Raw genomic sequence first — 18,488 nt, 5'->3', positions numbered from 1 at the left:
GTTTTCCCGCTTGCGGGACCGAATCCGCAGCGCTTCATCCAGGGCCTGCGTCAATCCGGCTGCAGGCCGGCCGCAGTCGCGAAGTTCGGACACAAAAGCTTGTAGCGTCTTCCTCAGCATATCGACCGGTATCTACCTTCCAGCATCGACGCCTCAAGCGCATCCATCGCGACATCGCATTCGTGCAGAACACGGCGTTCCTCATCAATCATGGACTACTAATGAAAAGGCAGCGGGGAACGCCACCTTCATTGCGCGGCTGCTGCCCCTGGACGTGCCGCCGTGCCTCGACCTGAGCGAAATCACCAACAAGAGGGCGATCAATCAGCATATTCAGCCGAGACCGACACCGACATCATCCGAGCGCGGAAAAACGCTCAGGTAACAGGTCGGATGAAATAGCGCCGATGAATTGGCGACAGGCGCAGGCACCGAAGCGACGTTTGCCGCGATGCGGAAACCGGATCACTTCCGTGCCCGAAAGTGATTCGGCGTCGTGCCCGTGAGCCGCTTGAAAAACCGCGTGAAATAGGCGGGTTCGGTGAAACCGAGCAGATCGGCAATCTGGCTCACGTTCAGCGTCGTGTAAACCAGATTGCGTTTGGCCTCCAGCAGCAGCCGCTGGTGTACGATCGAAAGCGCACTTTGACCGGCGGCGCGCTGGCAAACCGTATTCAGATACACCGGCGTGACGCCCAGCAAGGCGGCGTACTGACTGATGGAAAGATGCTCGCGGTAGTGCTTTTCGACGAGTCTGGAGAACGCGCCCAGATAGTGCCGGCCGCGATCGAGGTGTTCGCTCGCCACATTGCGTTCGTAGTCGCGCCGGCTCACCCATACCACCAGCGCGCTAACGAGCGAACGCAGCAGCAGATCGCGTGACGGCGCCGGGTTCGCATATTCGCGGTTCAGCGTGGCGCAGAGCGTGTCCAGCCACGGCTGGTCGTCGCCTACCGGGTAGCAGCCGGGGTACTGCAAGGGAGGCCGCCGCCTGTCGCACTGCTCGTGAAGCCAGCCGATCAGCGGCGCCGCGATCGTAATGATGAATCCATCGACCTCCGGGCTGAAATGGAAGCCATGAACGCACATCGGCGGAACGACCTGAAGCGACGGGCGGTCGATCGGCGTCTCTTCGCCCTCCACCTCGAGAACGGCCGTGCCCCGTTGCACGTACAGCAGCTGCGCCAGATCCGCGTGCCGATGGCTGCGGATTTCCCAGTCGTGAAGGCTGCTGCGCTCCGGAATCGACTCGCAGTGCAGCAGGTCCGGGGTTCGCCACTCGGCGCCTTCGCCATACAGCTTGAAGACGGGAATATTCTGCAGAGTCGAATGAGCCATTTCCGTTCGCCGGAGCGTCGCGGCAGTCGTGACGGATATTTGAAAAGTACAATTTTAGTGCGGAATTGTGCCTTATCAAAGCTTGGCGTTTGACAAAAAATACAGTCCATCGATGACGGATGCCGCAGCGGGAGTTCTGCCCCAACGCAACGCGGCAATGAGCTGAGACGGAGGAGAAGATGGAGACGAAAACCAGGGTTGCGATCATTGGCGCCGGGCCATCCGGGCTGCTGCTCGGACAGTTGCTGACCAAAGCGGGCGTGGACAACGTGATCCTCGAACGGCAATCCGGCGACTATGTGCTCGGCCGTATTCGCGCGGGTGTGCTCGAACAGGGCACGGTCGATCTGATGCGCGAAGCCGGCGTGAGCCGGCGCATGGATGCGGAAGGCCTCGTCCATGACGGCATCGAACTGGTTTATGGCGGCCGGCGCGACCGTATCGACCTGAAGCGGCTGACGGGCGGCGCTTCGGTGCTCGTGTACGGCCAGACCGAGGTGACGCATGACCTGATGGACGCGCGCGCCGCGAGCGGGGCGACGACGATCTACGAAGCCGGCAACGTCCAGCTGCACGACGTCAAGGGCGAACACCCCTATGTGACGTATGAGAAGGATGGCGAAACGTTCCGGCTCGACTGCGACTACATTGCGGGTTGCGACGGCTACCACGGCGTATCGCGCAAGACCATTCCCGAGCACCTGCTGGCGCATTACGAGCGCGTCTATCCCTTTGGCTGGCTCGGTCTGCTTGCGGATACGCCGCCGGTCAACCACGAATTGATTTACGCCCATAACGAGCGCGGTTTTGTGCTGTGCAGCCAGCGCTCGATGACCCGCAGCCGCTATTACCTTCAGGTGCCGTTGACCGAGAAGGCCGAGGATTGGTCCGACGAGCGTTTCTGGGGAGAACTGAAGACTCGCTTGCCGAACGATATCGCCAACCATCTCGTGACCGGCCCTTCACTCGAGAAGAGCGTTGCGCCGCTGCGCAGCTATGTGGTCGAGCCGATGCAGTACGGCAAGCTCTTCCTTGTCGGCGACGCCGCGCACATCGTACCGCCGACGGGCGCGAAGGGCTTGAATCTGGCGGCGAGCGACGTGAGCACCTTGTACCGCATTCTGCGCGGGGTGTACCGCGACGGACGCACCGAACTGCTCGAACGCTATTCGTCGATCGCCTTGCGGCGCGTCTGGAAGGCAGAGCGTTTCTCGTGGTTCATGACCAATCTGCTGCACGAATTCCCCGACCGCGACGCGTTCGACAAGCGCATGCAGCGTACCGATTACGACTATTACACGGGGTCCGAGGCGGGGCTCAAGACCATCGCCGAGAATTATGTCGGGCTGCCGTATGAGGCGATTGAGTGATGTGTTGGTGCGAAGGAGCGGGGCGCCACCATGAATGATACTTTCGTGGTCACATCAACATGGGCTAACGGTCGCGTTGGAGATTGATGAGCCGCTCGATACGCATACGCCGTGGCGGTTCGAAATACGTGCCGAACCTCACCAACCCCGCTTTCTTGAGCCGGCAAACCATTGTGAAGCTCACGAGCAACCCCGAATCGGGCCTGTCGTTGATCTCGATTTCAACCGAGCGCAAGCGGGGTTCGAATTTGAGCAGGACGTTCTCGATCTGATTGCGCAGGTCATGAGTCGACGCGGGCAGATTCCTGTAGATGTTGGTCAGATCGGGCAATCCATAATCTGGAACATGTTTGAGGGCGCCGGCCCGCGTGTTCAGGATCCGCTTGATATTTGCCTGAACGCTCAGAATCTCGAGCGTATTGTCATCGTGATTTTCGAGTGGCTCGCCGTCGATGTGGCCAAGCAACATGTCGTAAAGGGAGGGTCCCGCGGGCATGGTGTCGCTCCCGTCAGGCGGCCGCTGTTGTTGGCGTGACCGAGGCGGACTGGCCGTGATCGACGAAGTCGATTGTCAGGCTACCCTCTGCCGTGCTTGACAGGAGAATCTTCGCCGGGGCGCCGCCGCTTGCCATGCGCGTAAGCAGCTCGCGCGATACCGCGGGCAGGATACGCTGGTTGAGGAACGCGTCGACGTTGCGCGCGCCCGATTCACGCGCAAGGCACAGCCCGGCCATCGTTCCGATGAGCGAATCGTCGCAGACAAGTTCGACGTCATGCTGCCGGCGCAGTCGTTCGGCGACCTTCGCAAGTTTCAGCCGCACGATGGCAGCGAGCGCGGCCACGTCGAGTGGTCGGTACACCAGGGTCTGAAAACGCGCGAGCAGCGCAGGGGTGAAGTGAGCGACGAGCCGCGGATGGATCGCATCAAGAAGCGCTGCTTGTGTGATATCCGGGCTGTCGGTCGTGACCGCGTCGATCTGCTCACTGCCGAGATTGGACGTCATCAGGATGACGCAGTTGCGGAAGTCGATCTCCCGGCCTTCGCCATCTCGCATGGTGCCGCGATCGAACACCTGATAAAACATGTCCAGTACGTCGCGGTGCGCCTTTTCGACTTCGTCGAGCAACACGACGCTGTACGGACGCTGGCGCACGGCCTCGGTCAGGATACCGCCCCGACCATATCCGACATAGCCGGGTGGCGACCCCTTGAGCTGCGAAACCGTATGCGATTCCTGGTACTCCGACATGTTGATCGTGGTCAGCGCGGCCTCTCCGCCAAAGAGCAGATCGGCCAGCGCGAGGGCCGTTTCCGTCTTGCCAATCCCCGAGGGGCCCGCGAGCAAGAATACGCCGAGCGGTGCATGCTCGTTCTTCAGGCCTGCTTTCGCCGTGCGCAGGCTTTCGGCGAGAGCGGCAAGCGCGTCGTCCTGTGCGACGACTCGCTTGGCGAGCTGGGCTTCGAGCGTAAGCAGACCCTGGAGCTCGTCCTCGAGCAGGTTACCGACCGGCACACCGGTCCACTCCGCCACCACGCGCGCGATAGCCTGCGCGTCCACATCGGCAAAAATCAGCGGTGCCTTGCCCTGCGCTCGCGCGAGCGCTTCGTGCGTTTGTGCGAGCAAGGCATTCTCGCCAGCCGCTGCTGCGCCACGCTGCTCCAGCAAGGCCTGCACAAGGCCAAGTTCCTGCCTATAGCGGCGCTGCAGATTCTCCTGGCCGGCCTTCGCATCGGTGAGTGCCGTGGCCAGCGCGGCGCGATGCCCACCGAAGGTTTCAATACCGGCACGTTCGTCGTCTTCAAGTGTCGCGAGCTCCAGCTCGAGCGCGGCGACCGCGGCGCGCTCGCGTTGCAGTTCGGGTGGTGGCGATTCGAGACCCATGCGTACACGCGCCGCGGCCGTGTCGATCAAGTCGACGGCCTTGTCGGGCAACTGCCGCGCGGGTATGTAGCGGCGCGAGAGCTTGACGGCAGCTACTAGCGCTTCGTCACGAATATGCACGTTGTGGTACTTCGCATAGCGATCTTTCAGGCCTCGCAACATCAGGCACGCGACCGCATCGTCGGGCTCCTCGACCTTGATCGTCTGGAAGCGCCGTTCGAGCGCGGCATCGCGTTCGAAGTACTCCTTATATTCCGACCAGGTGGTTGCGGCAATCGTGCGTAGTTCGCCGCGCGCGAGTGCGGGCTTGAGAAGGTTGGCCGCATCGGCACCGCCCGCTGCATTACCCGCGCCGATCAGGGTGTGGGCTTCGTCGATGAATAGCAGGATCGGCACGGCCGAGGCTTGCACTTCGTCAATCACGGTCTTCAGGCGCTGCTCGAATTCGCCCTTTACACCTGCGCCGGCTTGCAGCAAACCTAGATCCAGCGTGAGGATGCGCACATCGCGGATTACATTCGGCACGGTGCCTTCGGCCACGCGCAGCGCCAGCCCTTCTACGAGCGCGGTCTTGCCTACACCCGGCTCGCCCACGAGAATGGGGTTGTTCTTGCGGCGGCGAGCAAGCACGTCGACCATCTGCTGGATCTCGCGATCGCGACCGAACACGGGATCGATTTCCCCGCGACGCGCCTTTTCCGTCAACTCAATTGCGAAGCGAGCAAGCGCATCGCCTTCGACGCTGCGCTTTACCGCTGGCGCCGGTTTGTTTTCCGGCGCGGCTTGTGCGGGATCCGGCACATTGGTTCCGGCTGCGCTGGCCGGCAGCTCCGGCAAGGTTTCAGATTCCTCCCGCTCGTTCTCGCGGGTGCGCAAACCCAGGCGCGGCAGCAGGCGCTGAATCTGCGCGCTGCTCACGGACAGCAGTTGCCAGGCGTTGGTCGCGCGAAGCACGTGCGGTGCTTCAACAATGGCTTGAAGAACGTTGCCGGAACGGATCATCGGGTCACCGGTAATGATCCCGGTCGACGCATGAAACCAGGCGTCCTGGAGAACGACGGCCAGTTGCGGAGAGAGGCTGGGGCGGCCACGCAGGTTACGCGGCGAACAATCGATGGTCTTGAGCAGCGCATCCCACACGGCGTCGACGTTCAGATCGTAGTGGTTCATGACGACCGGGATGTCGCCGTCGCCGGCCTCGATGAGCTTGAGCAGCCAGTGCTCGACCGAAATCTCGTCCGAGAGGCGTCCCTGACACAGGCTTGCCGCGGCTTCCAGCGCATTCGCACAGTAAGGATTGAGCCGCTGCAGGAGCTGGTTCGCGTCACGGGAGAAGCGGTTTCGGTCGTAGTGCACGGTCATGTTCGGGCGTTCACATAGGTGAAGGGGCAGCGCCCGCTGAAGGCGGCTGTCCCTGGCAATAAAATGGCCAGCCCACAGACTCAGGCCGGCAAAGGGAGGTAGTCTGCGAAACTGACCTCCCACCGCTTGCACGGGTCAGGAACGCTCGTTCCAGGTATCCTTGTGGATGATGTTGCCGTCCTTGTACGACCAGGTGATCGTCTCGTAGCGCAGCTCGACTTCTTCGAGATGGTTGTGCTTCTCGTAGTCCGGGTTCTTGATGTCGTACATCACCGGGCTGACCGAGACGACCTTCACGTTGTCGAGCTTCGTGTTGAAATATTCCTTCTCTTTTCCGGCGTCGTCGATCTTGTACCACTTGATCTCGGCCGACTTCAGCGTCTGGCCGCTCGTCACGGCTTTGTAGAGATACGGCGTCGAGGCGTCGGTTTCTTTGGTCAGCGTGATCGCCTTATGCACGCGGGTTCCCGTGAGCTTGCCTGTGTTACCGTCGGTCGGAATGTGCAGACCGTGCTCGAACGCGGTGATCTCGATGCTGCCCTCGCGACCCTGGACAGTAACCGAGCCCTTGATGTCAGCGCCACCATCGTCCTTGAGCCACATGTATGACGGAATTGCCATTTCTTACTCCCTTCTTCTTACAGCAACAAGCGCCCGGAATCAGTTACCGGGCTACACAATCCCGAAGCCCTCGCTTCGGGGACTAAACCGCGTTATTTGCCTGCACTGGCCGCACCCGGCACTGCTGCGCTCCGTACGGAAGCCTGCTGCGCATCAGGGACAAGCGTGATTTCCACGCGGCGATTTTTTGCCCGCCCGGCGTCCGTGTCGTTGTCCGCAAGAGATCGGGTATCGCCGTAGCCCTGAATGGCAAACTGTGTAGCAGCAAGACCCGAGGCGTCGATGAGCCAGTCGCGCACAGCCTCGGCACGTGCCGTCGAAAGCTTCAGATTGCTGTCCGGGTCGCCCACGTTGTCGGTGTAGCCCGTCACGAGGATCCGCTTGTCGGGATGCGCTCTGATCATCTCTAGCGCGTTGACCATGACGCGCGTCGAGCCGTCCTTGAGTTGTGCACGGCCGCTGTCGAAGAGCGACATGCTGTCAAGCGTCACGATCTGGGGAAGCGGCGGTGGTGGTTGATAGGAGGCGATCGCCGCGTCGAGCGGTGCAATCAGCCGCGCGCCCCGGTACAGGCCGAATGAAAGAGGCAACGGAACGCCGGTGCGTGCGTAACGCTCAAGCTCGTCGCGATCGGCGACGAGCACCTTCAACGCCTCGCGTCGGGCAGCATCGTGGTCGGCCCGGATCATCGAATAACGACCGAGGTCCGTGCCAATGCGCGCGAGCAGGCTCTGGTTGTGACGGGTGGAAAAGAAGAATGACAGGGCAAGTGCGCATGCCAGCAGTCCCGCCGCATGGGCGAAGGCGAAGATGCGCGGCGACATCCAGAATCGCTGGGGCATCGCCTGGATGAGCGGCTGGGGAAGCGGCCACGGCCTGAGTGAAGCGCTGGCTGCCGCACGGTCGACGCGGGTCCACATCTGCACGTCGCGCTCCCACGGGTTGCCCGCGCCCCCCTGAGGCCCACAGTCGATCCAGCCTGCACCGAAGAGTGCCCAAGGCGGAGCGGGTTGCTGCCGATCGGTAAGGGCGTGAAAGACGACACGCTGTGTCCAACCGGTAACCGACGCGAGGGCCGCAGCGCGCGTGGCGGCAGAAAGGACATTTTCAGCCGTGCGACCGACTTCATCTTCCGCCGCGCGAACGACAGCCTCGATGCGCTGTGCGTCGATCACGTTAGTGGTTGAGGAAACACCGTACCACTGAGGTATCGAGAGATCTGCCGGGGCAGCAGTGAGTCGCTGATAAACCGCTATATACCCGGGAAGAGGGCGCGAGCCCAGTCGTCGCGCCGCGTCCGCCACCGCCTGGCGCGCGAGACGCAGCGACTGGGTGAGAACGTCGGCGTTGGTATAACGGCCCGGTACGACCGATAGCATGACTGCGTCCGGTGCGCGACCATCGCGCCATTGGCGCAGAGCCGGTGCGAGGCGCGCAGCATCCTGCGGCCGGTCGATACGCAGCCAGATCGCGCCATCGCCAACGTGGACGAAGCGCTCCTCCCCATCCCGGTTGAACAGTGCCGGCAGATCATCGCCGATCACCAGCACGAGTGGCATGCGTGTGCGCAGCCCGACCGGGATATCGGCCGTCGCTTCACCGAGTCCGGCAAACACGTGGCTGCACTGATCCCTGGTAACCGACAGCTGAATTGTGCGCCGAATCATGAGCAGCGCGACGACGATCGAGACCGCACCCGTCAGCATCCACGCAACACCCGATTGCAGCTGCGCCACGAGCCAGATCACCGAGAGCGCGAGTACACCCGCCAATACCGCCATGAGCCGGAACGGATAGCCAAGTCCCTCATGGCGCGCAGTTTTCACCTGAAGCGGCCGGGAAGTCAGCACAGGCAGATCGGATTTCACGGCTGGCTGACCTTTGCGGGTGCGATATGTCCAACCTGGGTATCGAGTGCCACACTGCCCACACCCCAGACGATCGCCGCAACGATACACGCCAGTCCCGCCATGACCCACGGCGAAAGCCTGTAGAACCAGTCGGAGAGTCTACGTCCCGCTTGATCTGCAATGAAGGCTTGTGTTGCAACCGGGCGAAGTTTGGCGAGGCGTGCATTGAGCGCTGAAATCAGCGCTGTCCGCTCGGATTCTCCGTCACGTGCATAACGCCCCTTGAAGCCGATGCCGAGGACTGCGACGTAGTATTCGAGCAGGTCGACATTGGGTGACGCCTCACGCAGACGCACCTCAATGCGTGCGATGACCTGCTCGCCTGCATCGTGTACCTTGAACCACTCGACTTGCAGTGGCTTGAGTTCCCAACTGGGGCGGCTTTCGGCCGACAGATGGCACAGGGCGGTTTCATCCAGCAGCCCGCACTGGGCAATCAGGGCTTCCTGCCGGAGATTGGCGGGGTAGCCCCGCTGAGTCAGCGCGTCCGAGAACGTTGAAATGATCTGGTGACAGCGCTCGCGAAATGCGCCGGCCTCCGGAACCGTTCCGCCCTCGCCGAGCGAAGTCACGAGCAGAGCGGTATCGCGCAGCAGATCACGGATGCCGCCGCCGGCGGTGTGATCGCCAGAGCGCAGGGTGTTCGTCGGAGCGCGTAGCGGGCGCCAGGAAGTCAGAGTGCTCATGAGCGCAGTACCGCGTAGAGTTCAAGCGAGGCGTTGGGTATCGACGCCGGGAGATAGACCTGGCAGTTGCGCGCGGCAAGCATTCTGGCGTGCGCGTCACTGGTGGCGTCCAGCGCGAAGTACTGGTTATCGAGACGCACCGGAATCGCGCCGGGTACCCGCTGAACGGCCTTCAGGGGGATGCCAGGCAACGCTGAATTGACGATGTGCTCGACGTCGTCCGGAGAGCCGATCTTGCACAGCCGCGGGAACTGCTCAACAAGTTCGAATGCCGGCAGCGTCGCGTTGACCGAGACATACCAGTCGGCGGTCCCTTCAATGATGCGGTCGTCGAGGAACTGCCCCGTCCATGTGGTCGGGTTCTTGCGGGCCAGTCCAATCGACACCACACGCGACGGAATGATGGCGTCAAGCAGCTCGCGTATCATCGTTTCGAGCTTGCCGAACACCTCATCGGCGCGAGCATGGTCGTAAGACGGGATATCCGTGAGTTGCGCGTCCGTTGAAAACGTCATCAGCGCGCTGGCGAGTTGGGCCAGCGTGACGTACAACTGTTCGGGCGCCCGTGCCGGATGGGACGCGTATAGCCGCAGCTGAGGCCACGCTGCATGAATGCAGTGCAGCAGCCAGAAGAGCTGCACGTCGGCCACGCCATACTCCGCGACCTGCTCGATGCGCTCGCTGCGACGCGCTCCAAGCGCCATGCTCTTTGCCTGCAGAATGTCGGCAAGGCGATTGATCCGTTCAATGTGGCGCGAATGCGCACCCAGCGTGAGACACGGCGGCACGAAGCGACGATCGATCTGAAACTGGCCGTTCGTCGAGCGCGTGAGACGCGCAATGGCGCACACCGTGTCGTCGGCGTGAGGTTCAAAGTCGAAGAGCAGACGGATTGCATGGCGCTCGGCCGCAATCTCTGCTTCGTGCGTGCCGTTCAGGTCGGTGACTTTCACGAATTCGCGGTATGAACGCCGCGGTCGCGCGAGCGTGGCCTCGTCGAACCGGCAGTTGTTGCCGTTGGCATCCAGCAGCGCGAGGGCGGCGAATACGACCACGCTCTGACGGTCGGCGGGAATGCCTTGGGTCAGATCCCGCGCGGGCGGCAGCATATCGCTAACTGTCGTGTCAAACGGCGTGCCGTCGGGGAAGCGCCCCTTGAGTCGCGTGAACTTCAGACGCCCGGTCGCCAGCACTTCCTCATCCGGATCGACCCACAACGTTCCCCACGGTTCGGCAAATGCCGCTGCAACAAACTGTTGCAGCGCGAACTCCAGCCATCGCTCCTGTTGCTGGAAATGTTGCTGTGTAAGGATTAGCCCGTCGTGAAAAAGTGGTTTTTCGATACGCATGGTTAATTTTTATGACTACGCTTTCACTGCTATCAATTGGCGGATTCTAAATTTGAAATTCTGTTTCTGTAAACTGGAAATGTTGATCTCCGTGCAAATCAATGCAATTTGACAATTCCCCGTGAGACATGCAAATTGGCTATCGCAATTTAATTTATGTGACATCCTGAGGATTCTTGATTCTCGTCACAAATCACGACAATTGACGGTGCTGAAAAGACATATTTTCGTTCACACTGTCCCTTTAATCGCTATGATTTTGCCCATGCCGTTGCGCGGTAAACCCTGCTTAATTTCATGATTTATTTGGAAATTCACGTCATTTTGTGTTTGAAAAGAATTGCATCCGGCCGACATGTTTTGATGTGGTGGCGTTAAGTCAATCTAATATGTCGCGGCGAGATGTATTGAAAAGTGGAGGCCACGTCATGGAATGTCGTCATGATCCCCATTGCCAAATCGAACACGTGCATTGACTCGTGCGAAGAGTGTGTGGCCATGACTAACCCGATGTGCCGTGCGGGCCTTATGAATTCATAAACTCAGGAGTATTGATGGATAGCTTTCAGAGGGAAATCCCAAAATCAAGGGTTTCGATCACCCTGGATTTACATACAGGCGGTGCGCAGAAGAAAGTCGAACTGCCGCTCAAGCTGCTGGTTGCAGGCGACTTCAGCGCCGGCCGCGAGCAGGCGTCGCTGGCCGAGCGCAAGAAAGTCAATATCGACAAGAACAATTTCGATTCGGTGCTCGCGGACTACGCACCGGACCTGAAGTTCGCCGCTGAAAACACGCTCGCAGGCGACGGCTCCGAGCTACCGGTGAACCTCTCGCTCCGTTCGATGAAAGACTTCGAGCCCGAGCAGGTCGCGCGCCAGATCCCCGAACTACAGGCGCTGCTGGCGATGCGCAACCTGCTGCGCGACCTCAAATCGAATCTGCTCGACAACGTCACGTTCCGTCGCGAGTTCGAAAAAATTCTGAAAGATAAACGCCTGTCCGACAAGCTGCGCGGCGAACTGGCGCAACTCGCAACCGCGGCCACCCAGCCGGAAGGGCATGCCTGAGCATCGACGGTCGAAATCGGCCTTCATCGCTTTCCATAACCAGGTTGTGTTGGACCACACGCAGACAGGAATTGCAATGAGTCAGAATAAAGCCCGGCAGGGCGAAGCGGAAACCGTCGTGCTCGAGCATGACAGCGTCTATGCGGCGTTATGCAACAAGATCAACCTCAAGCCCGTCTCCGAAGCGCGCCCGCTTGAGGTGTTCCGGGACAACGACGCACTTTCCGAGGCGTCGGCCGACGAGCGTATTGCACGAGGCATGGGCGCGTTTCTCGAATTGGTTGCGAAGTCGAGCCAACCGGTCGACCGCCTCGACAAGTCGCTGCTCGACTTCCATATCGGCCAGCTCGATCGCCAGATCAGCCGGCAACTCGACGCGGTGATGCATAGCCCCGAATTTCAGGCGCTCGAAGGGCGCTGGCGCGGTCTCAAGATGCTGGTTTCGAAGACCGACTTCCGCCGTAATGCGCGCATCGAGGTGCTTGATGTATCGAAGGAAGCGCTGCAGCGCGATTTCGAAGACACGCCCGAACTGATCCAGAGCGGCCTGTATCGCCTCACGTACATCGAGGAATACGACACGCCGGGCGGCCAGCCGGTCAGCGCGATGATCAGCGACTTCGAGTTCGACAACTCGCCGATGGACATCGCATTGCTGCGCAACATCTCGAAGGTGGCCGCCGCCGCGCATATGCCGTTCATCGGTTCGGTTGGCCCGAAGTTCTTCGGCAAGAACACGATGGAAGAGGTCGCGGCCATCCAGGACATCGCCAACTACTTCGACCGTGCGGAGTACACGAAGTGGAAGAGTTTCCGCGACACGGACGACGCCCGCTACATTGGCCTGACCATGCCTCGCACACTCGGCCGTCTGCCGTACGGCAAGGACACGGTGCCGGTGCGAGGCTTTAACTATGAAGAAGCGGTGAAAGGCCCGGACCACAGCAAGTACTGCTGGGTGAATGCCTCTTTCGCGTTCGCGGCGAACATGACCCGCAGCTTCGTGAACAACGGCTGGTGTGTCCAGATTCGCGGCCCACAGGCGGGCGGCAAAGTCGAGGATCTGCCAGTTCACCTGTACGACCTTGGTACGGGAGTGCAGCCGAAGATCCCGACGGAAGTGCTGATTCCCGAGACGCGCGAGTTCGAGTTCGCGAACCTGGGTTTCATTCCGCTCTCCTTCTACAAGAACCACGACTTCGCCTGCTTCTTCTCGGCCAACTCGACCCAGAAGCCGGCGCTGTACGAAACGAAGGAGGCGACGGCGAATAGCCGCATCAATGCACGCCTGCCGTACATCTTCCTGCTCTCGCGCATCGCGCATTACCTGAAGCTGATCCAGCGCGAAAACATCGGCACGACCAAGGACCGGCGCCTGCTCGAGCTCGAGCTGAACAACTGGATCAAGGGGCTCGTGACCGAGATGAAGGACCCAGGCGACGAGCTGCAGGCTTCGCACCCGCTGCGCGACGCGAAGGTGACGGTGGAGGACATCGAGGACAACCCGGGTTTCTTCCGCATCAAGCTCTTCATCATCCCGCACTTCCAGGTGGAGGGCATGGACATTGGCCTCTCGCTGGTGTCGCAGATGCCCAAGGCCAAGAGCTGATCTGACGTTACCCGCACCTGCCGCCGGAGCGTTCTGCGCGCTCCGGCGGCATTTGCTGTTATTGCGTAATCCGGGAGGTTTTCGATGTCGTGGCTCATGCCGTCACAGGCTTATGAATTGAAGCTGGCGCCGCAGCCGGCGCCGTTCTCGATCGTGAAATTTGCTGGCCAGGACAAGATCAGCCAGCTGTACTGGTACGAGATTGAATTCACAAGCCCGATGGCGGGGATTCCTATGGATCAGGTGCTTGGGCGTCCGGCTAGATTCACCATAGATCCGATCGACCCGAACATCGGTCACCTGCAACGCATGTTCGGCGAGAACGCGGAGAAGTTCAGCGCGAAACCGCCCGCCCAGACCGTCCACGGCATCATCACGAAGTTCGATGAACTCGAGACCTCGGCGGACGAGACGCGCTACCGCGTCAGGCTCGAGCCCGCAATGGCAGACCTGAACAGGGGCAAGACGAGCCGGCTGTTCCAGAAGCAGTCGATTGAAGAGATCATTACCGACACGCTACGACATGAGGGCTACCGGGCGGGTGTCGACTTCAAGTTCAATCTGCGCGGCGAGTACAAGCGGCACGAGTACGTCACGCAGTACCACGAAACAACGTTCGTGTTCATCCAGCGCATCTGCGCGGAAGAGGGCATCTGGTTTCGCTGGGAGCAAAAAAAGGATTACGCCGTGCTGGTGTTCGGCGACGATCTGGACGCGTATGCGCGCAAGCAGCGTACGGTGCCGTATCGTCGTGATGCGGGGCTCGAGAGCGTGGGCGCGGACGCGATCAAGTCGCTGCGGCGGCGTACCCAGCGTGTGCCGCAATCGGTGCGTTTGCATGATTACAACCACCGTCAGGCCGACGTATCGTTGCTGGTCGAAGAGAACACGGCACGCGGCGACAAGACCACCAATGCGGTTGATTATCACTGGGGTGAGCACTACGAGACGCCAGAAGAAGGGCAGCGTATCGCCCGTCTGCGACACGAGGCGCATCTTGCGAATCAGGTGACATTCATCGGCAGGGGCAATCCGTTCTGGCTGGAGGCCGGGGAGGTCATGCGAGTCGATCCGACGCCGGTTGACGCAAAGTACGGGATCTTCATCACGTCGGTGACTTCGCATGGCGGGCGCAACAAGTCCTATCAGGTGAAGTTCGAAGGGATTCCTTCGGACCGGGTCTGGCGCACATCGATGGAATCCATCGTGAAGCCGGAGATCAAGGGCATCTTGCCAGCGCGTATCACCTCGCCCGGGAACTACAAATATGCGTATCTGACGGAACAGGGCTGGTACGTCATCAAGCTGCCGTTCGATCTGGACGAGTGGAGCCCGGGGGGCACGAGCCGGCCTGTGCGCTTTGCCAAGCCCTACAGCGGCGACAACTATGGTCACCACTTCCCGCTGATCGACTCAGCGGAAGTGGCGCTGGAATTTACGGCCGCCGACCCCAATCGTCCGATCATCATCGGTGCGATGCACGACAGCCTGCATCCTGATCTCGTCAACAATCTCAACAATACCCGCAATCTTATTCGCACGGCCGCGCAGAATGAGTTGCGCATGGAGGACAAGGAAGGTATTGAGCATATTCACCTGACGACCCCGTTCCAGACCAGCGAGCTCAATCTTGGGCATATGGTCGATTCGGATCGCAAGGAGAGGGGGCAGGGTGTGGAGTTGCGTACCGACGAGCACGTGTCTGTGCGGGGGGCAAAGGGCGTACTTATTTCCTCCGAGGCCCAAGAAGGCGCCAGCGGCAAGCAGTTGGATATGGTCACTGCGAAGGCGCAACTTGAGGATGCCTATTCGCTGATGGACAACCTGACTGCCAGCGCGCAGGCCGCTCGTGCCCACCTGGCGGAACTTGACCAGCAACGGCAGTTTCTCGAGCAACGGCTCAACGGATTACAACGCGCCGTCATTCTGGCATCAGCGCCGGATGGTATCGCGCTGACCAGCGGTCAGCATCTTCAATTGGCTGCAACCAGCAATCTCGCGGTAAGCGCCGGCGGTGCGGCAGATATTGGTGTTTTCAAGAAATTCACGGTCGCTGCCGGTGAAGCCATATCGATGTTCGCGCAAAAGTGCGGGATGAAATTCTTTGCCGCAAAGGGAAAAGTTGAAATCCAGGCGCAGACAGATGCAATGGAAATCAGCGCGTTGAAGGATCTGAAGATATCCAGCGTCAACGGCAAGCTGGTTCTCTGCGCAGCAAAGGAGGTCTGGATCGGTGCGGGAGGCTCATATATCAAAGTGACGCCAAACGGTATCGAAAATGGTACGCCAGGTGACATTCTCGAGAAATGCGCGTCGTGGGACAAACCTTCGGCTGCAAGCGACAAGGCTCCAATGCCGGAACTGCCGCAGGGGGTCTGCAAGGACTGCAGATCGGATGCTGCCCAGAGCCGCAGCGCGCTAACGCCACGAGCATAGGAGATCCGACATGCATACTGTTCCCTTTCAGGTCGAACGTTTCACCGAACTCACTCAGTGGCTCAAAGCGCTGACCACCGGTCACGACACGCCGATTCACCTGTACGCGCTTGTCGATGGCGTGCTGGACCCGGACGTGCTGCAGGTCGTGATCGAACGGGACGCGGCGTGGCAATGCCTCTATCCCGAGACAATGCTCGAAGCATCCTCGCCTGACGTTGCGCCCTATCTGGTCGAGATCAAACTCGACGACGCTTCCCATGCGGCGCTCGCCCGAACGCTGCTGCGCAAGAGCGAGCACGTAGACCTCGTGCTTTGGGTTGCGTCACGGGCGTCTCTATCCCGTCTGACCCGCCATCTTCACCCGTTTGCGGAAGTCGCACTGGCAGACGGAAGGCACGCATTGCTGCGCTACTACGATCCGTTGATTCTTGAGGCGCTGCTGGACGCGCTGACACCAGCGCAACGCGAATGGCTCGTCGCGCCGCTTCGCGCGATACGGTATTGGCACGGAGGGTGGAAGGACGTTAATGGTTCCGATCGCGAATCGGATGGACTGGTTGTCACGGCGGATCATCCAATGCTTACTACCCAGCAGCAACAGCGACTGGCGGTGGCGACATTAGCTGAAACGGTCTATCACGAAATCAAGGGCGAGTTGTTGCCGCCGATGTCGGACATCGACGCTCGCAGTTGCATTGCACATGCCCGCGAACTCCTCGATCGTGCATACGAGCGCTATCAGTTTCACAATATGGACGATCTGATGTTGTTCACTCTGATCGGACTGAACATAGGCCGGGAGTTTGACGCGCACCCGACGATCAACGTCAAACTGGACCCGCGTCAACGCGCGGGCAAGCCCTTACGCGAAATACTGCCATCGATTTCTCCCGACGCATGGGAGGAGGCTGCAGCATCCTCGTGGGCCGCCTGACACCAAATATCTGATCGGCAACGGCAACTACCTAACCTCACTACAAAGCGGAAGCGATGCTGAAGATACTGGCGCGCTGGCGAAGTTTTTTATTGCTGGCCTGTGTCATCGGGATCGCAGTGGGTCGAGCCTGCTCGCAGGAAACGTATGGCCCGTATCACGTGACCGGTTACAACTACACCGATCGCAATATTGCTGCCTTTGATGTCGATGACTTTGGCGCGGGAGATTCTGCCGCCCATCAGTCTGGTGGAGGGGGCGGATTTGCATGTTGCCTCGATATCCCGAATCGAGCAAAGACATTGCACATCAAGGTCGTGCTTGGATTGACATGGGAGCAGTTTGACAAAAACCTCCCCAATGACACCTACGAAACTGACATTCCCGTGCCAGAGCTACCGAACAAGCACGACGGATACATTGAATTCCATTTTCTGACGGGAAGGAAGATCGAGGCGAAATGGGTCAAGTTCCCGACGACTCCCAATATTCCTAAGGCCACAAACTGAGCACCGGGGGTACTGATGCCAAAAGATTTGAAACGCTGGGGAGGTTTTCTGTTGTTCGCCTGTGTCGCCTGGATCGCAGTGAGTCGAGCCTGCTCGCAGGAAACGTATGGCCCGTATCACATTGCCGGCTACGACTACACGGATCGCAACATTGCAAGTTTTTGGGTCAACGAAACTTGGGGTGGAAATTCCAGCGCTCATTACACGGGCCGAGGGGGCGGTGGTGAGACATGTTGTCTCGAGATTCCTAAGCGCGCAAAAACACTGCACATCAAGGTTGTCCTAGACCTGACGCAGGAGCAAGATGAAAAAAATCTGCCGCCTGAAACCTACGAAACTGAAATTCCCGTCCCTGAGCTACGGAACAAGCACGACGGTTACATCGAATTTCACTTCCTGCCGGGAAAGAAGATCGAGGCGAAATGGGTCGAGTTCCTGAAGACTCCCAACATTCCTAACGCCACAAACTGAACGCCGGGGGCGTTGATGCCAAAAAATTTGAAATGCTGGGGAAGTCTGCTATTGCTCGCCGGTGTCATTATGATCACAGTGGGTCGAGCCTGTTCGCAGGAAACGTATGGCCCGTATCACGTGACCGGTTACAACTACACCGATCGCAATATCGCTGCCTTTGATGTCGATGGCTTTGGCGGGGGGGATTCTGCCGCCCATCAGTCTGGTGGAGGGGGCGGATTTGCATGTTGCCTGGATATCCCGAAGCGAGCAAAGACATTGCACATCAAGGTTGTCCTGGACCTGACGCAGGAACAAGATGAAAAAAATCTGCCGCCTGAAACCTACGAAACTGACATTCCCGTGCCAGAGCTACCGAACAAGCACGACGGATACATCGAGCTCCACTTCCTGCCGGGACGGAAGATCGAGGCGAAATGGGTCGAGTTCCCAACGACTCCCAATATTCCTAAGGCCACAAACTGAGCACCGGGGCACTGATGCCAAAAGATTTGAAACGCAGGGGAGGTTTTCTGTTGCTGGCGTGTGTCGCCGGGATCGCAGTGGGTCGAGCCTGCTCGCAGGAAACGTATGGCCCGTATCACGTGACCGGTTACAACTACACTGATCGCAATATCGCTGCCTTCGATGTCGATGACTTTGGGGGAGGATATTCTCACGCTCATAAAGTTGGTGGAGGCGGGAGCATAACGTGTTGCTTCGATATCCCGAAGCAAACAAAGACATTGCACATCAAGGTCGTCCTGGATCTGACGCAAGAGCAAGATGAAAAAAATATGCCACCTGAAACCTACGAAACTGAAGTTCCCGTGCCAGAACTACCGAACAAGCACAGCGGATACATCGAATTCCACTTCCTGCCGGGAAGGAAGGTCGAGGCGAAATGGGTCGAGTTCCCGACGACTCCCAACATTACTAACGCTACGGATTGAGGTGA

General features: G+C 59.7%; 17 protein-coding genes. 10 read left to right on the top strand and 7 right to left on the bottom strand.

Translation table 11 applies throughout. From position 1 onward, the window contains the following. The coding region (locus BAC01S_RS35415) for a hypothetical protein (RefSeq protein WP_218001803.1) at positions 1-385 on the top strand (385 nt) is incomplete at its 5' end. An 80-nt stretch (positions 386-465) separates the two neighbouring features. Here BAC01S_RS35415 and BAC01S_RS28955 read toward each other — a convergent pair. Continuing rightward, complete coding sequence (locus BAC01S_RS28955; RefSeq protein ID WP_027797882.1) at positions 466-1,338, bottom strand: helix-turn-helix domain-containing protein; 873 nt, start codon at positions 1,336-1,338, stop codon at positions 466-468. A 179-nt stretch (positions 1,339-1,517) separates the two neighbouring features. Between BAC01S_RS28955 and pobA the strand changes: the two genes are divergently transcribed. Beyond that, on the top strand, positions 1,518-2,708 hold the full coding sequence (gene pobA, locus BAC01S_RS28950) for a 4-hydroxybenzoate 3-monooxygenase (protein ID WP_027797881.1): 1,191 nt from the start codon (positions 1,518-1,520) through the stop codon (positions 2,706-2,708). Between the two features lie 64 nt (positions 2,709-2,772). Here pobA and tssE read toward each other — a convergent pair whose 3' ends face one another. The 6 genes from tssE to tssK form a co-directional block, all read right to left on the bottom strand. Continuing rightward, the gene (gene tssE, locus BAC01S_RS28945) at positions 2,773-3,204 is read right to left on the bottom strand and encodes a type VI secretion system baseplate subunit TssE (protein WP_027797880.1); all 432 of its coding nucleotides are present in this window, start codon (positions 3,202-3,204) and stop codon (positions 2,773-2,775) included. A gap of 13 nt (positions 3,205-3,217) precedes the next feature. Beyond that, positions 3,218-5,953: a type VI secretion system ATPase TssH gene (gene tssH, locus BAC01S_RS28940; RefSeq protein WP_027797879.1), complete on the bottom strand. Its 2,736-nt coding sequence runs from the start codon at positions 5,951-5,953 to the stop codon at positions 3,218-3,220. A 135-nt stretch (positions 5,954-6,088) separates the two neighbouring features. Beyond that, positions 6,089-6,574: an Hcp family type VI secretion system effector gene (locus BAC01S_RS28935; RefSeq protein WP_027797878.1), complete on the bottom strand. Its 486-nt coding sequence runs from the start codon at positions 6,572-6,574 to the stop codon at positions 6,089-6,091. A gap of 92 nt (positions 6,575-6,666) precedes the next feature. Beyond that, complete coding sequence (locus BAC01S_RS33075; protein WP_043204098.1) at positions 6,667-8,442, bottom strand: OmpA family protein; 1,776 nt, start codon at positions 8,440-8,442, stop codon at positions 6,667-6,669. Beyond that, complete coding sequence (locus BAC01S_RS28925) at positions 8,439-9,170, bottom strand: DotU family type IV/VI secretion system protein (protein WP_027797877.1); 732 nt, start codon at positions 9,168-9,170, stop codon at positions 8,439-8,441. The genes BAC01S_RS33075 and BAC01S_RS28925 overlap by 4 nt, the downstream gene beginning before the upstream one ends. Continuing rightward, positions 9,167-10,519 (bottom strand): type VI secretion system baseplate subunit TssK, encoded by a 1,353-nt coding sequence (gene tssK, locus BAC01S_RS28920; protein ID WP_027797876.1) that lies wholly within the window; start codon positions 10,517-10,519, stop codon positions 9,167-9,169. Before tssK ends, BAC01S_RS28925 begins: the two co-directional genes overlap by 4 nt. 554 nt (positions 10,520-11,073) lie before the next feature. Between tssK and tssB the strand changes: the two genes are divergently transcribed. The 8 genes from tssB (at position 11,074) to BAC01S_RS34240 (ending at position 18,483) form a co-directional block, all read left to right on the top strand. Further along, positions 11,074-11,586, top strand: a complete 513-nt coding sequence (gene tssB, locus BAC01S_RS28915; protein WP_027797875.1) for a type VI secretion system contractile sheath small subunit — start codon at positions 11,074-11,076, stop codon at positions 11,584-11,586. 76 nt (positions 11,587-11,662) lie between these two features. Then, positions 11,663-13,195: a type VI secretion system contractile sheath large subunit gene (gene tssC / locus BAC01S_RS28910; protein WP_027797874.1), complete on the top strand. Its 1,533-nt coding sequence runs from the start codon at positions 11,663-11,665 to the stop codon at positions 13,193-13,195. Positions 13,196-13,279: 84 nt separating this feature from the next. Continuing rightward, entirely contained in the window at positions 13,280-15,631 is a 2,352-nt protein-coding gene (locus BAC01S_RS28905; protein ID WP_027797873.1) for a type VI secretion system Vgr family protein, read from the top strand. A gap of 10 nt (positions 15,632-15,641) precedes the next feature. After that, on the top strand, positions 15,642-16,568 hold the full coding sequence (locus tag BAC01S_RS33070; protein WP_052408874.1) for a DUF4123 domain-containing protein: 927 nt from the start codon (positions 15,642-15,644) through the stop codon (positions 16,566-16,568). 56 nt (positions 16,569-16,624) lie between these two features. Then, positions 16,625-17,077 (top strand): DUF3304 domain-containing protein, encoded by a 453-nt coding sequence (locus BAC01S_RS28895; RefSeq protein WP_027797872.1) that lies wholly within the window; start codon positions 16,625-16,627, stop codon positions 17,075-17,077. Positions 17,078-17,092: 15 nt separating this feature from the next. Then, positions 17,093-17,548 carry a DUF3304 domain-containing protein gene (locus BAC01S_RS33065; protein ID WP_084168976.1) on the top strand — a complete coding sequence of 152 codons (456 nt, stop codon included), beginning with the start codon at positions 17,093-17,095 and terminating at the stop codon, positions 17,546-17,548. A gap of 15 nt (positions 17,549-17,563) precedes the next feature. After that, on the top strand, positions 17,564-18,016 hold the full coding sequence (locus tag BAC01S_RS28885) for a DUF3304 domain-containing protein (protein ID WP_027797871.1): 453 nt from the start codon (positions 17,564-17,566) through the stop codon (positions 18,014-18,016). Between the two features lie 14 nt (positions 18,017-18,030). Further along, a complete protein-coding gene (locus BAC01S_RS34240; protein WP_084168974.1) occupies positions 18,031-18,483 on the top strand; it encodes a DUF3304 domain-containing protein in 453 nt (150 codons plus the stop codon). Positions 18,484-18,488 lie beyond the last annotated feature (5 nt).

The sequence above is a fragment of the Paraburkholderia acidipaludis NBRC 101816 genome (assembly GCF_000684975.1).
GTDB classification, from domain to species: domain Bacteria; phylum Pseudomonadota; class Gammaproteobacteria; order Burkholderiales; family Burkholderiaceae; genus Paraburkholderia; species Paraburkholderia acidipaludis.
The sequence above is the reverse complement of the archived record's forward strand: the minus strand, read 5'-3'. Positions and strand labels throughout refer to the sequence as shown.